The sequence below is a fragment of the Dethiosulfovibrio peptidovorans DSM 11002 genome, from assembly GCF_000172975.1.
Lineage (GTDB): Bacteria > Synergistota > Synergistia > Synergistales > Dethiosulfovibrionaceae > Dethiosulfovibrio > Dethiosulfovibrio peptidovorans.
The window spans coordinates 1,725,205-1,742,681 of record NZ_ABTR02000001.1 but is presented as its reverse complement, the minus strand read 5'-3'; the positions used below and the strand labels follow the sequence as shown (position 1 = coordinate 1,742,681).

18 protein-coding genes are annotated in these 17,477 nt (G+C 51.2%); 2 read left to right on the top strand and 16 right to left on the bottom strand.

Annotated elements, in window-relative coordinates; all coding sequences use genetic code 11:
• Positions 1-21: 21 nt before the first annotated feature.
• Both proS and DPEP_RS12850 read right to left on the bottom strand, forming a co-directional pair.
• Positions 22-1,464 (bottom strand): proline--tRNA ligase, encoded by a 1,443-nt coding sequence (gene proS / locus DPEP_RS08310; RefSeq protein ID WP_005661230.1) that lies wholly within the window; start codon positions 1,462-1,464, stop codon positions 22-24.
• Positions 1,465-1,542: 78 nt separating this feature from the next.
• Complete coding sequence (locus tag DPEP_RS12850) at positions 1,543-3,624, bottom strand: patatin-like phospholipase family protein (RefSeq protein ID WP_005661228.1); 2,082 nt, start codon at positions 3,622-3,624, stop codon at positions 1,543-1,545.
• A gap of 164 nt (positions 3,625-3,788) precedes the next feature.
• Here DPEP_RS12850 and DPEP_RS08300 point away from each other — a divergent pair, with 164 nt between their 5' ends.
• Positions 3,789-4,994 (top strand): dicarboxylate/amino acid:cation symporter, encoded by a 1,206-nt coding sequence (locus DPEP_RS08300; protein WP_005661226.1) that lies wholly within the window; start codon positions 3,789-3,791, stop codon positions 4,992-4,994.
• 43 nt (positions 4,995-5,037) lie between these two features.
• On the opposite strand, the gene DPEP_RS08295 is transcribed toward DPEP_RS08300, so the two are convergent.
• The 4 genes from DPEP_RS08295 to DPEP_RS08280 all read right to left on the bottom strand — a co-directional run bounded on the left by DPEP_RS08295 (position 5,038) and on the right by DPEP_RS08280 (position 8,410).
• Positions 5,038-6,465 carry a chloride channel protein gene (locus DPEP_RS08295; RefSeq protein ID WP_050771315.1) on the bottom strand — a complete coding sequence of 476 codons (1,428 nt, stop codon included), beginning with the start codon at positions 6,463-6,465 and terminating at the stop codon, positions 5,038-5,040.
• Positions 6,466-6,579: 114 nt separating this feature from the next.
• Positions 6,580-7,068 (bottom strand): chemotaxis protein CheX, encoded by a 489-nt coding sequence (locus DPEP_RS08290; RefSeq protein ID WP_005661222.1) that lies wholly within the window; start codon positions 7,066-7,068, stop codon positions 6,580-6,582.
• Complete coding sequence (locus DPEP_RS08285) at positions 7,068-7,529, bottom strand: RuvC family protein (RefSeq protein ID WP_005661220.1); 462 nt, start codon at positions 7,527-7,529, stop codon at positions 7,068-7,070. The genes DPEP_RS08290 and DPEP_RS08285 overlap by 1 nt, the downstream gene beginning before the upstream one ends.
• Before the next feature lie 2 nt (positions 7,530-7,531).
• Positions 7,532-8,410: a lysophospholipid acyltransferase family protein gene (locus tag DPEP_RS08280; protein WP_005661218.1), complete on the bottom strand. Its 879-nt coding sequence runs from the start codon at positions 8,408-8,410 to the stop codon at positions 7,532-7,534.
• 104 nt (positions 8,411-8,514) lie between these two features.
• Between DPEP_RS08280 and DPEP_RS08275 the strand changes: the two genes are divergently transcribed.
• Positions 8,515-9,321 carry a universal stress protein gene (locus DPEP_RS08275; protein WP_005661216.1) on the top strand — a complete coding sequence of 269 codons (807 nt, stop codon included), beginning with the start codon at positions 8,515-8,517 and terminating at the stop codon, positions 9,319-9,321.
• A gap of 25 nt (positions 9,322-9,346) precedes the next feature.
• Here the strand turns inward: DPEP_RS08275 and DPEP_RS08270 are convergent, their stop codons facing one another.
• From DPEP_RS08270 to DPEP_RS08215, 10 genes are all read right to left on the bottom strand, one after another.
• On the bottom strand, positions 9,347-9,742 hold the full coding sequence (locus DPEP_RS08270) for a lysozyme family protein (protein ID WP_005661214.1): 396 nt from the start codon (positions 9,740-9,742) through the stop codon (positions 9,347-9,349).
• 121 nt (positions 9,743-9,863) lie between these two features.
• On the bottom strand, positions 9,864-10,910 hold the full coding sequence (locus DPEP_RS08265) for an IS5 family transposase (RefSeq protein ID WP_005658687.1): 1,047 nt from the start codon (positions 10,908-10,910) through the stop codon (positions 9,864-9,866).
• A 364-nt stretch (positions 10,911-11,274) separates the two neighbouring features.
• The gene (gene gpmA / locus DPEP_RS08255) at positions 11,275-12,021 is read right to left on the bottom strand and encodes a 2,3-diphosphoglycerate-dependent phosphoglycerate mutase (RefSeq protein WP_005661212.1); all 747 of its coding nucleotides are present in this window, start codon (positions 12,019-12,021) and stop codon (positions 11,275-11,277) included.
• 57 nt (positions 12,022-12,078) lie between these two features.
• Positions 12,079-12,894 carry an ATP-dependent sacrificial sulfur transferase LarE gene (gene larE, locus DPEP_RS08250; RefSeq protein ID WP_005661210.1) on the bottom strand — a complete coding sequence of 272 codons (816 nt, stop codon included), beginning with the start codon at positions 12,892-12,894 and terminating at the stop codon, positions 12,079-12,081.
• Positions 12,891-13,646, bottom strand: coding sequence for a nickel pincer cofactor biosynthesis protein LarB (gene larB, locus DPEP_RS08245; RefSeq protein WP_005661208.1), 756 nt, complete (start codon positions 13,644-13,646; stop codon positions 12,891-12,893). The genes larE and larB overlap by 4 nt, the downstream gene beginning before the upstream one ends.
• Before the next feature lie 400 nt (positions 13,647-14,046).
• Positions 14,047-14,664, bottom strand: a complete 618-nt coding sequence (gene rpsD, locus DPEP_RS08235) for a 30S ribosomal protein S4 (RefSeq protein ID WP_005661205.1) — start codon at positions 14,662-14,664, stop codon at positions 14,047-14,049.
• A gap of 98 nt (positions 14,665-14,762) precedes the next feature.
• Positions 14,763-15,323 (bottom strand): hypothetical protein, encoded by a 561-nt coding sequence (locus DPEP_RS08230; RefSeq protein WP_156775101.1) that lies wholly within the window; start codon positions 15,321-15,323, stop codon positions 14,763-14,765.
• An 88-nt stretch (positions 15,324-15,411) separates the two neighbouring features.
• Entirely contained in the window at positions 15,412-16,191 is a 780-nt protein-coding gene (locus DPEP_RS08225) for a ParA family protein (protein WP_005661201.1), read from the bottom strand.
• A 7-nt stretch (positions 16,192-16,198) separates the two neighbouring features.
• Positions 16,199-16,984: a hypothetical protein gene (locus tag DPEP_RS08220; RefSeq protein WP_005661198.1), complete on the bottom strand. Its 786-nt coding sequence runs from the start codon at positions 16,982-16,984 to the stop codon at positions 16,199-16,201.
• A 101-nt stretch (positions 16,985-17,085) separates the two neighbouring features.
• Positions 17,086-17,475, bottom strand: coding sequence for a DUF6672 family protein (locus DPEP_RS08215; protein ID WP_005661196.1), 390 nt, complete (start codon positions 17,473-17,475; stop codon positions 17,086-17,088).
• Positions 17,476-17,477: the final 2 nt, after the last annotated feature.

Here is a 17,477-nt window from a genome sequence, read left to right as displayed (position 1 = left end):
CGCCCTCAAGGCGGCCCTTTTTCAGTAGGACTTGGCGAATATGGCCATTCGGGCGTCGCCCTTTCCGGTAAAGAAACACTTTCCCCTGGCGTCTTTATCTTCCAGAGGGAAGCAACGGACGGTTGCCCCGGTGGCTTCCTTTATTGCCTTCTCGTCATCCTTGGTCCCAGCAAAGTAGGTTTTTATAAACCCGCCCTTTTTATCCAGAGTTTTCTTGAAATCATCGAAATCGGAGACCTCGTGGGTGTTCATCTCCCTGAAGGATCTAGCCTTATTCAGGAGGTCCTCCTGTATGGTCTCCAAAAGCTCGTGAACCTTGGTCTCTATTCCGTCCCAAGGCAGGTCTATCTTCTCTCCGGTGTCTCTTCTGACGGCTCTGACCGTTCCTTTCTCGAATTCCTTCTCGCCCAGCTCCAGTCTCAGAGGAACTCCTTTTTGGAGATGATAGAAAAACCTGTCACCCGGCCTCATGTGAAACTGATCATCTACCACGATCGTCCTGTCCCCTATTACAGATTCGATCTTCCCCGCCAGTTCTCTGGCCTTCGAAAGGAGCGGACCGGTAGCCATGGTTTCGTCCTTGCTTATGGGTAGCAACGCCACCTTGGTAGGAGCGATGCGGGGAGGAAGTATCAAGCCGTCGTCGTCGGAATGGGTCATTATCACCGCACCGATAAGCCTGGTAGAGACGCCCCAGCTGGTCGTCCAAGCGTACTCCATGGCCTCTTTCTTGTTCTGAAACTGTATATTGAAAGCCTTCGAGAAGTTCTGCCCGAGAAAATGGCTGGTTCCGGCCTGAAGGGCCTTCATGTCGCTCATCATAGTCTCGGTGGTGTAGGTCTCCTCCGCTCCAGGGAAACGCTCACCCTCGGACTTCACTCCGGGAACGACAGGAAGAGCCAGATAATCCGTCATGATGCGACGATAGACTTCCAACATCCTCTCGGTCTCCTCGATCGCCTCTTCCTTGGAGGCATGGGCCGTGTGCCCCTCTTGCCATAGAAACTCGGAGGTCCTTAGAAACAACCTGGGGCGCTTCTCCCATCTCATAACGTTGGCCCACTGGTTTATCAGAAGAGGAAGATCCCTCCAGGACTGAATCCATTTACTGTACATATGGCCTATAACGGTCTCGGAGGTAGGACGAACAACCAGAGGTTCCTCCAATTCCTCACCTCCGGCGTGGGTCACCACTGCACATTCGGGGGAAAATCCCTCGACGTGCTCCGCCTCTTTCTCCAGAAAGGAGCTGGGAATGAGAACCGGAAAGTATGCGTTAACGTGACCGGTTTCCTTGAAAGCCCTGTCGAAAACCTGCTGTATCTCCTCCCAGACGGAATATCCGGTGGGCCTTATGACCATACACCCTCGTACAGGAGCGTAATCGGCCAACTCGGCGACCTTGATCACGTCCAGATACCACTGAGAATAATCCTGCTGCCGTGACGTTATATTTCTAGCCATATCTCATGCCTCCAACCGCTGCAAAAAGTGTCCCGTTTAAAAAGGATCGACTAATTCTAGCATATTCGGGCCTTTCCATCAGGGGAAGGGGTAACGAAGGGTCCACATAGGATCCCCTATGGAGAATCCGAAAGTCCAGTCGTTATCGTCGTCGTAGATGGCTAAAAACCGAGCTTTCAAAAGCCTGGAAGGAACTGTTAAAGCCACACCGACCTCCCACGGTTCGTCAAACAGATCTCCTCCGTTGTCCCAGACATATCCTTGACCTCCAAAGAGCTCTCCTTCCCATAGGGAGTCTCCGCTCTCGCCAAGCCGTCGTCGAAATCCCAGACGCCACCAGGCGAACCTTTCACCTAGTATAGGTCGGTCAGCCAAGCTATAAAGCTCTTCACGAGCGCCGAGATAAGCACCTTGGCCGATATAACGTCCGTCGCTGTTTCCCTCCATCAGACCGGCTTTGAGATATCCTCTCCAGCGGGAGGAAAGAGGTTTATCCACTCCTCCCTCGATACGAAATAGCATTTCCTCTCCTTCGCTTGGATACCACGCACCGAACGAAAGATAGGACTCGTCCTCGGGAGCATCCTGCCCCTTTATGCCCGATGAGTACCACTTTACTATAGGTCCCCAGGCTTCCACGGTCTGACCCGATCCCTCCATTTTGCTACCCAGAGCACCTATGGTGAGACTGGATCCATCCGTACCGAAGGTCCTACCGATGGAGAGGCTAAGCATGTCCCATTTTCCACGCGGCTTCATCGAAACTCTACCGGCCCTTAAGCCCATTTCATAGGAGCCCTTATCCACGGCAAAGTGATAATCCGCTTTAGCCGCCCAGTCATCCCCTAAAATAGCGTCCACGTTGAGATAGTCTCCATCGTAAGCGAGATCCATCATCCTGCTTCTTATTCCTATCCAGCTTCCTCCCGAAAGATTGGTCGCATGGCCGTCGAGGGCAATACGATATGCTGGCTGTCGCTGAATTTTAAGCAGTACGTCCACTCCGTCTATTTTTTCGACGAGCTGATAATCAACGGTTTTTACGTCCTCTCTGGAACGAATCCACTCGGCGGCGGAGACGATATCCTCCGGATGAACAGGGCGACCGATCCAGTCGGAGAACTTTCCTTTTATGTTATCGGCAAAATCCTCCGGTACTCCCTCGACGGAAATACGTCTAACCAGCCTTAATATGGTCGGCCTATGTTCCGGTGCCGATGGAGCCCGAACTGCAAGAGACTTTATTGCAGCCATTTTATCCTCTGCGGCAACAACTCCAAGCCTAACCATGTCCCTTATCTCCACGTTGCCCAAGGTGGCCATGTTGCCAACCTTGGGCTTTATTATCACGTCCGCCTTCGACTCCTCTCTGTCTACATTCTGACTGGTCAATATGGTTATGGTCTGATCTATTACGTCTACCATCGTCTTCATCTCGTCCGACTTCCTGAGGTCGCTACAGACGTTTACCGCAACTATGGGATAATCTGGAAACATCTCCTTGGCGGTTGTAACAGGCATATTGGAGACCAATCCACCGTCTACGAGCAACCTGCCCTCTATCGGCCAGGGCTCGAACAGTCCAGGGATCGACATGGAGGCCCTCATCGCCGAGGCCAGGGATCCGTGTCTAAGGACTACCTTTTCACCGGTCTCCAAGTCGGTAGCGACCGCTGCGAAAGGAATAGGCAACTCGTTAAATTGAACTACTGAAACCCTGGATGTCAATTTTTGAAAGAGATTTAACGCAGTTGCTCCTGACAGAGGTCCCTTGGGACCTATCACCTGTCCATGCGCGTTCAATTCCAATTTAGGCATAAGAGGAGAAATCTCTCTGTTCTTTGGTTCGGAGTTTCTGTTCTCTCCGTTTCCCAGGATGATTCCTCCTATGTCGACCTTTTCCAGAACATCCTCCAGCTCCTGAGGGGAATATCCAGCCGCCGAAAGTCCCCCTATAATCGCCCCCATACTGGTTCCGACTATCCCGGCTATCGGGATACCCTCTGCCTTGAGGGCTTTCAAAACCCCGACATGTGCCAATCCCTTGGTTCCGCCACCGGAAAGAGCCAACACTATAGCTCCGGTCTTGGCCATGGAGGACGAGGACATTGAAAAACAAAAACACATCGCTAAAAATAAAGCCAACCTTTTTTTCTTCATCGTAGACCTCCCCGTGCCAGCTACAATAGCCACTTAAACCTGAGATTCATTATACTAAAGATACAGCCTATACAATAGCCCGCAGAGAAACTCATGGGGTATACTGTTATCGAGTGGCGAAAGATTCCGCCATATCAAAATATCTTTTCAAGGAGGATTGTCTTATGAGTCAAACCAGGAAGAAAATACCGTTGATATGGAAGATAACCATAGGCTTTGTATTAGGTATCGTGGCAGGGGTGATGATAGGCCCCAAGGTGGCCGTCGTCGAACCTATCGGCAAGATTTTCATCACCTTGTTGAAAATGCTGATAGTCCCTCTGGTATTCTCCAGTTTGGTGGTAGGAGTCTCCTCGGTGGGAGATCCGAAAACCCTGGGCAGAATAGGGATAAAGACCATTCTAATCTACCTGGGAACGACTGCAGTCGCCATCGTAATCGGTCTATCCATGGGACACTTCTTTCAACCCGGGGCGGGAATGAACATCGAAAACGTGACTGCCGCCAGCGGTAAAACCGCCCCGACACTGGCCCAGGTAGTCATCGGGATGTTCCCGAGCAACCCCGTCCAGGCTCTGGCTCAGGGACATATGCTGCAGATAATAGTTTTCTCTCTCTTCTTCGGCATAGCGGCGGTTCTGGCCGGAGAAAAAGGAAAGCCGATCCTATCCGTTATGGACTCCATCGCTGAGACCATGTACAAGGTCACAGAGGTGGTCATGTCCTTGGCACCATACGGGGTATTCGCTCTGATCGCCGTGACCGTATCCAAATACGGCATTTCCGTGTTGGCTCCTTTCGCCAAGGTAATAGGGGCGGTCTATCTGGGATGTATCGCCCACGCGATTATCGTATATTCCGGCTTGGTAAGCATGGTTACGAAAAAATCGCCGATGTGGTTTTTCAACGGAATCAAGGAGGCCAGTATAACGGCCTTTGTTACAAGGTCCAGCTCTGCCACACTTCCGGTCACCATGACCTGCACTCAGGAAAACATGGGGGTTTCGGAGAAAATATCCTCCTTTGTGCTTCCTCTGGGAGCGACCATCAACATGGACGGGACAGCTCTCTATCAGGGCGTATGTGCCCTGTTCATAGCTCAGGCCTTCGGTATAGACCTCTCCTTGGGAGCTCAGGTAGGGATAATAGTGACAGCCACTTTGGCATCGGTCGGAACGGCGGGAGTGCCCGGAGCGGGGCTTATAATGTTGACCCTCGTGGTCACCCAGGCAGGGCTTCCAATGGAGGGAGTCGCCCTGGTAGCGGGAATAGACGCAGTCCTAGACATGGCTCGTACGTCTCTAAACGTAACAGGAGATGCCTGTGTAACAACGGTAGTAGCGAAAACGGAGGGAGAGCTGTCCCTTTAAATCTCGAAGATGGGCCGGAGCTTAGGAAAACTCCGGCCCATCTTTATTTTTCCTTTTTAGGACAGTCCTTTCGGGAAGGCTTCCTAAAGCGACAAGGGGGCTTTATACCAAAAGTTCTCTGCATGGACATAGCGACTTTTTTTATAAGTGGGGAGAAGAGAGAGTCCTCGGGCTTGGGAAGGCTCCTGGCCAAATCGACCCTGCTCGGCTTGGCGCTTATCAATATCAAGGGAGACTTGGATCTGGCTAAAATCTGACTTGGATACACGCTTCTATGCCCGACCAACAGAAAAGACGTTATACAGGCTATGGCAGCGAAAGAAGCGACGGAGGATCCGAAAAGCTCCACCGCCATTATGCTCGCGGATATAGGGGCATTGGCGCAACCCGCAAGCACCGCTACGAAACCGATAGGCCCGAAAAGAGCTCCGTTAAGTCCAAAAAACGAGGCAAAGGTTACACCTGCGGTGGCCCCTATAAAAAAGATAGGAGTCACGACCCCTCCGCTGCCTCCGCAACTCAAGGTTATAGCGGTAAAGAGGGACTTCCAGAGGAAAGCCAGTCCCGGCAGCTTTTCCCCGTGCAAGGCCTTGTCTATCACGTCGGTACCGAGTCCGAAATACTCCCCTCCTACGGTCTGAGCTAAGAAGAGCATCAACACGGCTCCGAGGATAGCCTTTACGACGAGACCACCTCTCACCTTAGAAAAGACCCTCTCGAAAAAGGACATTATTTCAATATGAAGAAAAGAGACAAAACCGAAAAAAGCTCCAGCTACGACCATCCACAGAAAAATCCCCCCGGACATGGCCGGAATATCGCAAAGGGGATAATACCCATAAGACATCCCCAAAGAGGTCGCGACGAGATGGGAGACAACCCCGCTGATAAACGATGGGAACAACACGTCGTAGAACACCTGGCCTATATAAAGTACCTCCAAACCAAAGATGGCCCCTGCCACGGGAGTTCCGAAAACCGCAGCGAAGCCGGCAGAGATACCACATATCACGAGTTTTTTTCTGTCTAGATCGCTGAATCTCAATAGACTCGCCAAGGAGGATGTAAGGCCAGCACCTATCTGAGCCGCTGGCCCTTCCTTACCGGCCGATCCTCCGGCCGCCACCGTTATGACCGTAGTTATGAGTTTTATAGGAATTACCTTCACGGAAATCTTTCCTGAATGTTCATGAATGGCCTCTATCACCTTCTCCGTGCCGTGACCTCTGGCGTCGGGAGCAAAACATTTGATTATAAGGGTACTGGCTACTATACCGAGAGGCAACATATACCACAAAAAAGTCGGAGGTAATTTGGCGGTCCACGATATAGCCCATTCGAGAGAATTGACGAAAAACGTAGTTACCGATCCGACCACAGCACCAGCTAGGACAGCCAGTAAAAACCACTTTGCCAGAGCATAGACGAGTATGGACTCTTCCCATACGACCCTAAATCCGCGACTCTTCACCAAAAACCACTCCAAATCGATGATAAAGTTTAAATATGCGAAAAATAGGCTGCTCCATCCTTGGATATGAGCAGCCCTAACTCGCGCTACGCTGGCTTACGACGCCGAACAGAACTATATGCTGTTGAAAGAAAGAACCAGATAGGCCCATCCGCCTCCTACTACAGAGAAAGGAAGGGTGAAGCTTATTATATCCGACGATTGAGACGGCACGGTCTTTATGCTCGCTCCAGTGATGAGCTGCGGTGGAGTGACGTCCACCCCAGGCAAGGATGCCTGAGTCAAAGCCCTCCCGCTAACCATGTTCGACAACTCTCCTACAACGCTCATCGCTATGGAATCCTCCAGGTTAGGCTGAATCATTCCTCCGGACATGGCCGTCACGGTGGAGACAAATCCACCTTCATCCAACATTATAACTATGGTGCCCTGAATACCATCTCCGACTATTCCTATAAGAGAGGCACAGCAGGCATTTTCGACCTTTACCCCTCTGGATATCTGGGATTTCTGAAGCTCTACGGACACACCGACCTCTCCTGCCACCGATATCAGCGACGTTCCAAATGTATTTACCAGGGTAGTAAGTTTCTGGTTGGACATTATCTTATCTCCTTATCGTAAATCTCTCTTATCCCTCTCATGGCGATACAATAAGCTGCCAAATCGTCGACCGCTCTAGGTGGAATCTGGAACGACAAAGGCAAAAGGCGCCTCCACCCCTTAGGAGGGTGAAAAGTCCAATATATCTCCCTGGCCTCCAAGGTCGAATTGCGTTCGTCTATCAAACGATACCAAGGGAAAGAACGCTCTATCTTTTCGATAAATAGCTCTCTTCCGGTTCCGTTTCCTATGAAAACTCCGTCTATCTTAGATCTCGAGGTTGTTTCAAGTTTACCCTCTAACGTAATCTCGTCAAGGGAAAGAGGGGGCTTTTTTACCAGTTTCGACAGGAAACTCTCTAACATAGAGAGGCCTGTTATACCTGAACAGAGAAATCGTCCATTGTCTTCGACCAAAGCCCAACCGAACTTGGACCGCCCCGGATCGATGGAGAGAAACAAACCTATTTCTCCCCTAAAGTGCTCGCCCAACGGGGATACAACCACATCCACTGCTCTGGATTTTTCAATATTCCCTGACTGAGACAGTCGTTACATCTGGTGACAGCTTCCAGAAAAGAGTCTTCCGAGGCGTCCGATCCAGGCATCTCTATGGGAGGCAGTATATTCAGGTCAAACAGAGAGGATTTGCCTCTTCGAATCGAGAAAACGGGGACCACCGAGGCACCAAGCTTAGAGGCTATCTTGACCGGACCGTAGGGAGTGCTGGCAGGAGCGCCCAGAAAAGGAACGACGACCCCTTTGTCCTTCGCGTCCTGATCCAACAATATGCAGAGGACCTCCCCCTTTTTGAGACAGGACAGAGCCGATTTCAGGCTGAATCCCTTACCGATTCCCTTTATTCCACACCGGGCCCTGGTGGACACTATCAGATCGGTCACCCTTGGATCTCGTTGCTCCGCTCCTATGGCGTTCATGGGAAATCCTCTCCGAGCAAAGAAGGCAGCAGCAATCTCCCAGTTCCCGATATGGGCTGAAAGGAGGATAACGCCCTTGCCCCTTGAAAAAGCTCTCTCGAGATTCTCCATGCCGGTTACGGTAACCAACTTTTCTAATCTGTGCCCCATAAGAGGCAATCTCACAAACTCTGCGACACATCTACCGTGATTCATATAGGATTCCCGAACTATGCGCCTAGCGTCGGTCGGCCCAACCCCCATAGCCCTGACACAACGGGCTTCAGCCCTGTCCACCCTCGTTTTACTTAAAAGCCACAACAGCCAACCCAGGTAAGCTCCTATACGAAGCGCCATTCCATGGGGCAGCCACTTAAAGACCCTACTCAGAAATTCGATTGCCATCCACTGTCTGTCCCTGTCCACTGCAAAACACTCCCGTCGTTCGTCACATCCAAGATGGACAAGACTCATTATTTCGATATTATGGAAATAGATACCCCAGCCTAAAGACGGAAGGAGCGATCTTCATGTTTAGAAAGATACTGTACCCCTCCGACCTATCGGAAAGATCCGAAAGGGATTTAAAATGGGTGGCGACACATCTCACAGAGAGATCGGAAGAAATAGTGGCGGTACACGTCGTGAGCACGTCGATAGGCGTAGAGACCCCGTCTGTCGTTTCCGGAGCTCAAGAAATACTGAAGGAAATGTGCGAGAGATCCATCCCGAACGGCGTGCCTTTTCGCTTCTACGTGGAAGCAGGAGAGAAAGACGAGGTGTTTTCCGCAATAGTGCGGAGAGAGGACTGCTCCGTAGCGGTGATAACCGTTTCCCCCGACACCGCTATAGTCCCTCTCGTTCAATCTCTGGGCTTGCCTCAATTGATACTCCGATGGAACACCCCTCCGACCATACCGGGAGATATACTGAAAAACGTCGTAGTGGCTACCGATTTGGAGGCAAAGAGGACACAAAACATCCTGGACGGAGTGAAAAAGGTTCTGGACAGACGACAGAAGGACACGAGGATAACCTTATTACACGGAGTTCCCATGGAAGACGCCTCCATGGCACACGGCCTTTTCAACCAAGCCTCCAAAGCTATGGAAGCCGCGAAAGAGGAGGTCGAAAAGTGGAACGATCTAGTCGAGACCAAGCTGGTAGGAGGTCAGACGGAAGAGGAGCTACCCAAGGCGATAGTCGACCTAAGCACATCTCTCCTGGTCCTTGGCTTACCTCTTAAGACGGACATATGGCAGCTGATACTCGGCAACACAGCGGAAGCTCTCGTTGAAAGGACCAGATGTCCGATACTTATAATACCTACGGAGTAGGCTGCAATTCACATGCCGCAGGATATTAAACCCCATCGGCCTCAACCCTTTCCCTGAAAAGACGGGCCATATTTCTGTAGTGTTCCCAGATGGCCTCGTACGCTCCGGGAACATCGTCATATTCGTTCCTTATCATCACATCGTAGTTCATGCCACTTCGCTTTAAATTGCGCGACATTAGATCTGCTCCGATCCTTACGTTTATGACAGGTTTACAGAGGACCCTCCTGGATTGAACCCTAGGATGGTCCTCCGTAATCCATCTCTTGTGTCTCTCCCAATCCAGAGCCATCAACCCATAGATTCCTCCCTCCGCTAAAACCCAGGAAAGCCCGGACCTTTGGATCATGACCGAAGCCAGGATAAAGGGATCCACTCCGTATTTCGCGGAAGAACGAGAGGGCACCTCTAGCAACCCCATATTTAGCGGTCTAAGCAGACAAAAAAGCCACAGACCAGAAACAGCGACAAATTAGGCTAAATCAGCGTTAAGATGATTCTCTATTGTCGCTCCGGTGACCTGAACAACTCGGCTTTTACCGTCATTTGGGCACGGCAGATATCGCCCCTGACTTCATCATCAGGAACGAGAATCGAACGATGTTATAGGCCAGGTTTCTCAGTCCTATAGCGGTTGAAGCTCTGGCTTTCCCGATAGTTCGAACTATCAGGTTGCCGGCCTTCATGGTTTGGGCTCCAAAGACGTGCTCCACTCGGCTTCGGACTTTGGATCTTGTTCTGTTACCCTGTTTTTCCCACCACGTGATGGGTTTGCCTCTGTATCCTTTTCGTTGGATCTTCGGTCTGTAGCCTTGTTCCTCAAGCCAAGAGATTTTCTCATGGCTTCTATAAGCTGAGTCGGCATAGACGTCTTTGCTGCTGTTACTGGGATCGATGAGTTCCTCGAATACATTGCTGTCGTGGACCGATGCCTCGGTTACGCTGTATTTACGGATGATCTTGTTCTGAGAGTCGATCTCTATGTGGTTCTTGTAGCCGAAGGAGCTTTTGCCGTTTTTCTTCGTCCACCTGGCATCGGTGTCTTTTTGAGATCTCTTGTTGTCGGGCCAGTCTTCCGGTGGTTCTCCATCCTTGATCTTGCGGTTTTCATCCCGTTTGTTCCTCTGGATCGGGACCTTCACTATGGAGGCATCCACTATCTGCCCTTTTTTTGCCTCGAAGCCGCTTTTACGGATGTGACCGTCAAAAAGATCGAACAGAGGCTTCATCAGTTCCGCCTTGGTCAGCTGCTCCCGAAAAAGCCATATAGTCTTGGCATCAGGGACTTTGGCTTCCAGGGAGAGGCCGAGAAAACGTCTGAAGGAAAGCCTGTCCCTTACCTGAAACTCCATTGCGTCGTCCGACAGGTTGTACAGTGCCTGAAGCACCAGGATCTTGAACATGAGAAGAGGAGGGAAGGGCTTTCTTCCTCCCAGAGAATCCTTCTGTCTGAGCCCTTCGCGGAAGTCCTTCAACGGCTGCTCGAAGATGGACCAGTCCACCGCTTTCTCTATTCGTACCAGTGGATCGTTCACCTTTTCAAGGCTATCGTAGGCTATTTCTTCCGCAAAGAGGCTCCGCTGTTTCAAGGGGATCCCATCCCTTCTCGAGAATTTTTGGTTACAACCGGTATTTTAACATCCCAGCCTAAACAGGGGTTTTTCTCCCTGCCAGTTAGGGGAGTTTTTAGAGATGCCCGAGAGACGTAGATGGAATACAACCTCTGTCTTTTAGACGACATACTGTCGTCGATAACATCAAAGTAATCCCTAAGGACTTCCTGTACCGTCGCAGCCTTCCTTTCGTCGAAACAGTGTATCTGGACGAATCCCCCCTCCCGGATAAGACCGGAAGGATACCTAGGGTCTCCGTAGGCGACAGTCACTAAAAGACATAGGGAACAGATGGCCAAAAGGATTGAAGTGCTTTTTCCGAGACGGAGCCTCATAATCTCTATTTCGCTTTCCCCTGATTCGCCACGGCCTGTTGAGCTTTGAGGACAGAGCCAGCATCCCCCAGATAGTAATGGTTCTGAGGTTTAAGCTCCTCGTCCAACTCATAAACCAGAGGTATCCCCGTCGGAATGTTCACCCCCGGGATATCATCGTCGGGAATACGGTCCAGATATTTTACGAGAGCCCTAAGACTGTTGCCATGGGCGACTATGAGGACCTTCTCTCCCGATCTTATAGCCGGAGCGATCACCTCGTTCCAGTAGGGGAGAAAGCGGTCGACCGTATCCTTAAGACACTCGGAACGAGGGATATCGTCCTTGGACAGACCAGAGTATCTCGGGTCTTTACCGGGGTATCTGGGATCGTCATCCTGAAGAGGAGGAGGTGGAACATCGTAGCTCCTTCGCCAGAGCTTAACCTGGGCCTCGCCTCTCTCCGCCGCCATCTCCGCCTTGTTGTACCCCTGAAGCGCTCCGTAGTGTCTCTCGTTTAGTCTCCATGACTTGTATACGGGAAGCCACATCAAATCCATCTCTTCCATGACTATCCACAGGGTCTTTATGGCCCTTTTCAACGTTGATGTATAGGCAGAATCGAAGGAATATCCCTCTCCGGCCAAAAGCCTTCCGGCCCGATGAGCTTCCTTAACGCCATCCTCCGACAGAGGCACGTCGGTCCAACCGGTAAAGCGATTTTCCTTGTTCCATACACTCTCGCCGTGACGAAGCAAAACCAACTTATGCACCAGCGATCTCCCCTTTCCTCTTTCGAAAACAACGTACACCTCGTCGATATTATACACCTAAGGCCATGTACGACCGGTACTGTAGCCTTCGAGATCCACCATTATCCTGCGAAATCCTAGACTCTTGAGACCTTTGACTATCGGTTCCCTGAAGGTTACCACCGTCTCGTCTCTATAGGGAGACAACTCCAAACATATGGAGTCATTCCACACCCTCACCCTGACCTCGAGTCCCAGCTCCTTTAGACACTCCTCCGCGTCGTATGCCCGCTTGGCTTCGTCAGCCCTTAAGGACGTACCGAGAGGAAACCTAGTAGCCATACAGGCAGTGGCGGTTTCGTTCCACCATGGGATATCCAGCTCCTTCGCCAAATCCCTCACTCTCCGCTTTGAAAGCCCAGCCTCGGCGAGAGGGCTGAAGACAGGGTATCTATTCAGGACAGAGTTTCCCAACCTCGTAGGATCCTGAAGGTCATCGTGATTCGTACCGTCCACTATCGTGTCTATCCCCATCTCCTCCTTCAATCGGAGGATCTCGCATATCCGAAGTTCCTTGCAGAAAGCGCAACGTCCCTCGAGATTTCCCATAACACGATCGTCCGACAGCTCGGGCCCCGGGAGTACCCTAAGGTCGACCCCCAGGTCTCGACACAGGGAGACGGCTCTCTCTCTCTCCTTCTCGGGATGTAAAAAGGAATCGAAAAGGACGGAGTGAAACGTTCCATCGGGCATGATGCCGGCCAGCAAAGCCAGTATGGCCGAGCTATCGACCCCTCCGGAAAAGGAGACTAAAACGGAGGACAACTTTAAGATCCTGTCGGCAACCTCACAGGGGAAAAAATCCCTAAGCAAAGACTCGTCTCCCCGTCTCATCTGGACTGCCTGGCTATAATGCCTGCGGTGTACCCCGCCCCCAGACCGTTGTCTATATTCACGACAGAAACACCTGTAGCACAGGTGTTTATCATGGTGAGAAGAGCGGAAAGTCCTCCGAAGTTGGCCCCATATCCGATGCTTGTAGGAACCGCTATTACCGGACATCCCACCAACCCGGCGACCACTCCGGGAAGAGCCCCCTCCATCCCGGCAACCGCGACTATAACCTTGGACGACATCAGGACATCCGCGTAGGACAACAGACGATGTATCCCTGCGACTCCCACATCGAAAACACGACGCACATCGCAGCCAAGGTATTCGGCTGTAACCGCAGCCTCCTCCGCTACCGGAACATCGCTGCTACCGGCAGCCACCACTGTGACCCCCGAATAAAGGCCAATCTCATTCTCTTCATCGACTCTCGCTGCAATCCTGGCCTTCTCGTGATGGACCAGGTCAGGGAAAATCGATCTTATAAGATCGACTTGAAAGGCGTTTATCCTGGAAAAGATGAAAGTTCCCTTTCTACCATCCAAAGCCGTCGCTATGGCCCTCAGCTGTTCATCGCTCTTTCCAGGACAGTATATTATCTCCGGAACCCCTCTTCTAAGAGCCCTATGATGGTCCAGCTTAACCTCGCCCAAGTCCTGAAAGGGCTCCAGCTTTACCTGTTCCACGAAACTCTCCGGTGTCATATCGCCGGACTTCACAGCCCTGAGGGCCTCTAAAAGCTCTCTCTCAGTCATTTACTCTCCTCCTCCCAAACTGCATTGTAAAGAAGGACCAGAAAAAACCCTAAACTCCACGATATCGAGAGCTCCGTTATCTCTAAGGACCGGTACGGCATCCATTCTAGAAGGACAGGTCAACATCCATCGTCCACGAATCTTGAAATATTCCGGATAGATAGACGTAACGTGAAAGCCCTCCGGAGCCACCCCAGAGGCTGCTACTTCGGCAAAAGTCGCATCCGGCGCGGCTAAAAAACGGTCTTCGTCAAAATCTGGAGACCGATATACAGGAAACGAAAAAGACATCGGCAAAACCCTCCTGAATAAAAATCTCTACTCTGCTACAAATCCACCATCCATAAAAGCGTACGAAAAAAGCCCGTCCTTCTGGACGGGCTTTTACCGTACGAAAAGACTACCTGGAGTAGTACTCGACGACGATCTGCTCGTCGGCGATGGTAGGTATCTCCTGACGCTCGGGCAGACGCTCCACCTTACCGGACATCCCGTTTAGAGACAGCCAGCCCGGCTTGGAAACGGCAGATGCTACCTCGGAATTCTCCCTAAGCACCTTCATCTCCCTGCTCTTCTCGGCCACGGCGATCACGTCGCCAGGCTTGACCAGAGCACTAGGAATGTCTACCTTCCTATCGTTGAGGGTGAAGTGACCGTGACGAACAAGCTGTCTAGCTTGGGGCCTGGTAGAGCAAAGCCCCAAACGGTAGACCACGTTATCGAGACGGGACTCAAGAAGGATCAACATATTGTGACCAGCGACACCTCCCTGATTCTTGGCCTTGGCGTAGGCCGCACGGAGCTGTTTCTCGCTGACGCCGTATGCGAAACGGATCTTCTGCTTCTCAAGCAACTGCTGACCGTAGATCGACTGCTTTGCAGGACGTCTATTCTTTTTGTTCGCACCGCTCTTCTTGGCCAAAAGTCTGTCGTACTTGGTGTTACCGAAAACGTTGACGCCGAAACGGCGTACCATCTTGCCCTTAGGGGCGGTTTTTCTGTTCGTGTTCTTTGACATACCGAGCTCTCCTTATATAGATGGATTGCGTGACGGCATTGTCCAGCAGCCTGATGCATCCTGCACAAGTTACGGGATTTTTGCCCTTTTGTCAAGCATCAAAAGTCAAGGTAAAAATCGGCTCCCTCTCCCTCCGACCAGATCAACATAGCTTTAATGGGGGGTCTTATCTGACTCGCTCTGGTAACGGGGACCAATCTCTCCTCAACCTTCCTCAGAACGAAAAACTGTGTCAAAACCGGATCGGCCTCATCGAATCGTTTTTTTACCTCTGAGAGTACCAAAGGCAGAGGCAGGACTGCCCTCAACATCGGAGCCCAAAGAGACCGATCCCCCTCGTTCAGGATGTCCATAGGATCTATATTGACCCGACCGCCCTCTTCAGATGTCCCTTTAGACTCTCCACCATCGCAAGCTAGCCATAAGGAGGTATCCGCCACGGATAACACCCCTTCCTCCAGGGACAGTACATTCCGATCGATCAGAGCCTCGACCGAGGAGAGGACCGACTCCCTATCGTCGGATCGGAACAATCCGGTCAACAGATCCACGGTAGGCTCTCTTTCCTCAAATTTTAAAAGAGCACATCTCACCACCACCGCCCACTCACTTGAGGACAACCGCTTGGAAGGACATAATTCAAGCAGAGTTTCCGTCATGTCCTCCGATGGCAACTCGACGGGAGGGGGGACGTCGAGGATATCGAGATCTCTGGCGTCATCGCCTTCTGTGAGGTAATTACGTAGACTAGGTCGTTTTCTGCCCATTTTCCCTCTGCCTTTCCATGAACTCCTTCGCTAAGAGACGGTAATCCCTGGCACCGTTACAGCTGGCATCATAACTAAGTACCGACATCCCCGCTCCACTCGCCTCGACCACGCTGATATTCTGCCTTATATATCTACGGTAGAGCGAATCCCCAAAGTAAGAAAAGACCTCTCTCTGAACCTCTCTGTTCATTATCACCTTAGGATTGTGCCTGGTCAGAACCACACCACCGACGAAGAGAGCCCGATTGAGCCTCTTTTGAAATAACTTCACCGTGGAATCAAGCAGACGGACTCCCGCCAGACTATAGAACTCGCTCTCCAGGGGAACCATGATCTCGTCCGCGGCAGCCAAAACGTTTCTGGTAAATAGCCCTAGCTGCGGAGGGCTATCGCAGAATATGTAGTCGTATTCACGCACCTCGTCGTTGTCCAAAGCGGACCTCAAAAGAGAATCCCGGCCTGGCTCCCGTTCCAGCTGCAACTCGGCAACGGCAAGGTCCAGGCTACTGGGGACTATGTCGACCCCCTCTCTTCGAACCACTAAATCCGAGATAGAGGCCTCACCTATAAGATAATCATATACGTAAGGGGCTCCCTCCTGAACCTCAATCCCCCACCCCGCAGAGAGATTACTTTGAGGGTCCAGATCTATAGCCACAACTCTATAGCCCATGGAGGACAGCGCAGCAGCCAGGTTCTGACACAAAGTCGTCTTACCGACACCACCCTTGAGGTTACAAAAACCGATGATCTTCACGCTCGAGCTACCTCGCTTTGTAGGAAAGAGAAATCCCATCAAATGAGGCAGGGATCACTCTGGTGGCTAGACGCATCCGTCCCTTCCTCAAATCCAGGGTCTTCAGATGGACCGGAAAGACGAAGTCCTCCATATCCACTATAGGCTGGACATCTCTCAGGGCTTTTTCCACCACCGATGACTGATCATCGTTGTTTATCTTGAACACATAGCGGTCTATCCAGATCTCTCGGCCTTCCTTTAAGGCCAGCTCTCCCTGAAGGTCGACCTTAATCCTCATAGAGACCGGATCCTCCATCCTGTAATAGCCTTTAGCCGATATACCCGATGAAGAAAACTCGACGGAGAGCCCTTCCCATCTTCCAGAATCATCCTCCACGACGAGCCCATTGAGAAAATCGTTGACATCCGAGTCGGTGATGACCGCATCGAAATACCCCATAACGATTTCATCGATATCGGCTGGACCTCCTTCACCCCAGAACTCTAAGGGGCCGAAGTCGTTGAACACCGTCTCCACCTTGACCGATGCCACTTTAAAACCATCCAGAGACGGCCCGACCGCCTCGAAGTAGAGATGACGTACCTTGCCGTCTTTCTCAACAGGACCGTCTAAGACCATCAAAGCGGCCTCTGGAGATACCCTGTCTACGAGCCAACGAAAAAGCCGAACCTCAGGGGCGTTTCCCTCTATCTCGCCAACGAAGGATCTTGTATCGGCACGTGCCGTGGCAGAGAAGAGAAGAACCGCCGTCAAAAGAACTATACCCGCTATCGATAACCTAGATTTCAAGGAAGCGACCTCCTTTTTTCCTTATTTCTTCGGTTATTCTACTACGAAAGAACTGAAGATAAAAACACTGTACAAAAAAGGGGCCCGAAGGCCCCTAAAAATTATTTAAGCGGGTAGCTCCATCCCGGAAGTTTACCGTTAACCAAAGGGACTACGTTCACTACATTGCCCTTCATTTCCTTATTGCTAAAGGATACCTTGTGGGATTTCACTACGTTATCATCTATATCCAGTTCTTCGACGAGGATAACGTGTTTTTTCCCGGCGATTGTCGCAGCACCTCTGTCTCCTTCCACCAGGTAGAGAGGTTCGCCTTCTCCGTCCACCGTTACCAAGATGGCCTCGTATGCCTCATAGGTAGTACCTTCGTGGGAAAAAGCCGCATTGTCTATCAGTATATCGTAGGCCTTTCCAACGTTATAACAATATATACCGAGTCCTGCAAAAACAGCCAAAAGCAGTATGTTGACCAGTATCTGTCTAGGCTTCATCT

What these genes read in the sequence shown, in the direction of transcription:
- proS (WP_005661230.1), bottom strand. Translation starts at nt 1,464, where the DNA reads ATGGCTAGAAATATAACGTCACGGCAGCAGGATTATTCTCAGTGGTAT.
- DPEP_RS12850 (WP_005661228.1), bottom strand. Translation starts at nt 3,624, where the DNA reads ATGAAGAAAAAAAGGTTGGCTTTATTTTTAGCGATGTGTTTTTGTTTT.
- DPEP_RS08300 (WP_005661226.1), top strand. Translation starts at nt 3,789, where the DNA reads ATGAGTCAAACCAGGAAGAAAATACCGTTGATATGGAAGATAACCATA.
- DPEP_RS08290 (WP_005661222.1), bottom strand. Translation starts at nt 7,068, where the DNA reads ATGTCCAACCAGAAACTTACTACCCTGGTAAATACATTTGGAACGTCG.
- DPEP_RS08275 (WP_005661216.1), top strand. Translation starts at nt 8,515, where the DNA reads ATGTTTAGAAAGATACTGTACCCCTCCGACCTATCGGAAAGATCCGAA.
- DPEP_RS08270 (WP_005661214.1), bottom strand. Translation starts at nt 9,742, where the DNA reads ATGGGGTTGCTAGAGGTGCCCTCTCGTTCTTCCGCGAAATACGGAGTG.
- larE (WP_005661210.1), bottom strand. Translation starts at nt 12,894, where the DNA reads ATGAGACGGGGAGACGAGTCTTTGCTTAGGGATTTTTTCCCCTGTGAG.
- larB (WP_005661208.1), bottom strand. Translation starts at nt 13,646, where the DNA reads ATGACTGAGAGAGAGCTTTTAGAGGCCCTCAGGGCTGTGAAGTCCGGC.
- rpsD (WP_005661205.1), bottom strand. Translation starts at nt 14,664, where the DNA reads ATGTCAAAGAACACGAACAGAAAAACCGCCCCTAAGGGCAAGATGGTA.
- DPEP_RS08230 (WP_156775101.1), bottom strand. Translation starts at nt 15,323, where the DNA reads ATGACGGAAACTCTGCTTGAATTATGTCCTTCCAAGCGGTTGTCCTCA.
- DPEP_RS08215 (WP_005661196.1), bottom strand. Translation starts at nt 17,475, where the DNA reads ATGAAGCCTAGACAGATACTGGTCAACATACTGCTTTTGGCTGTTTTT.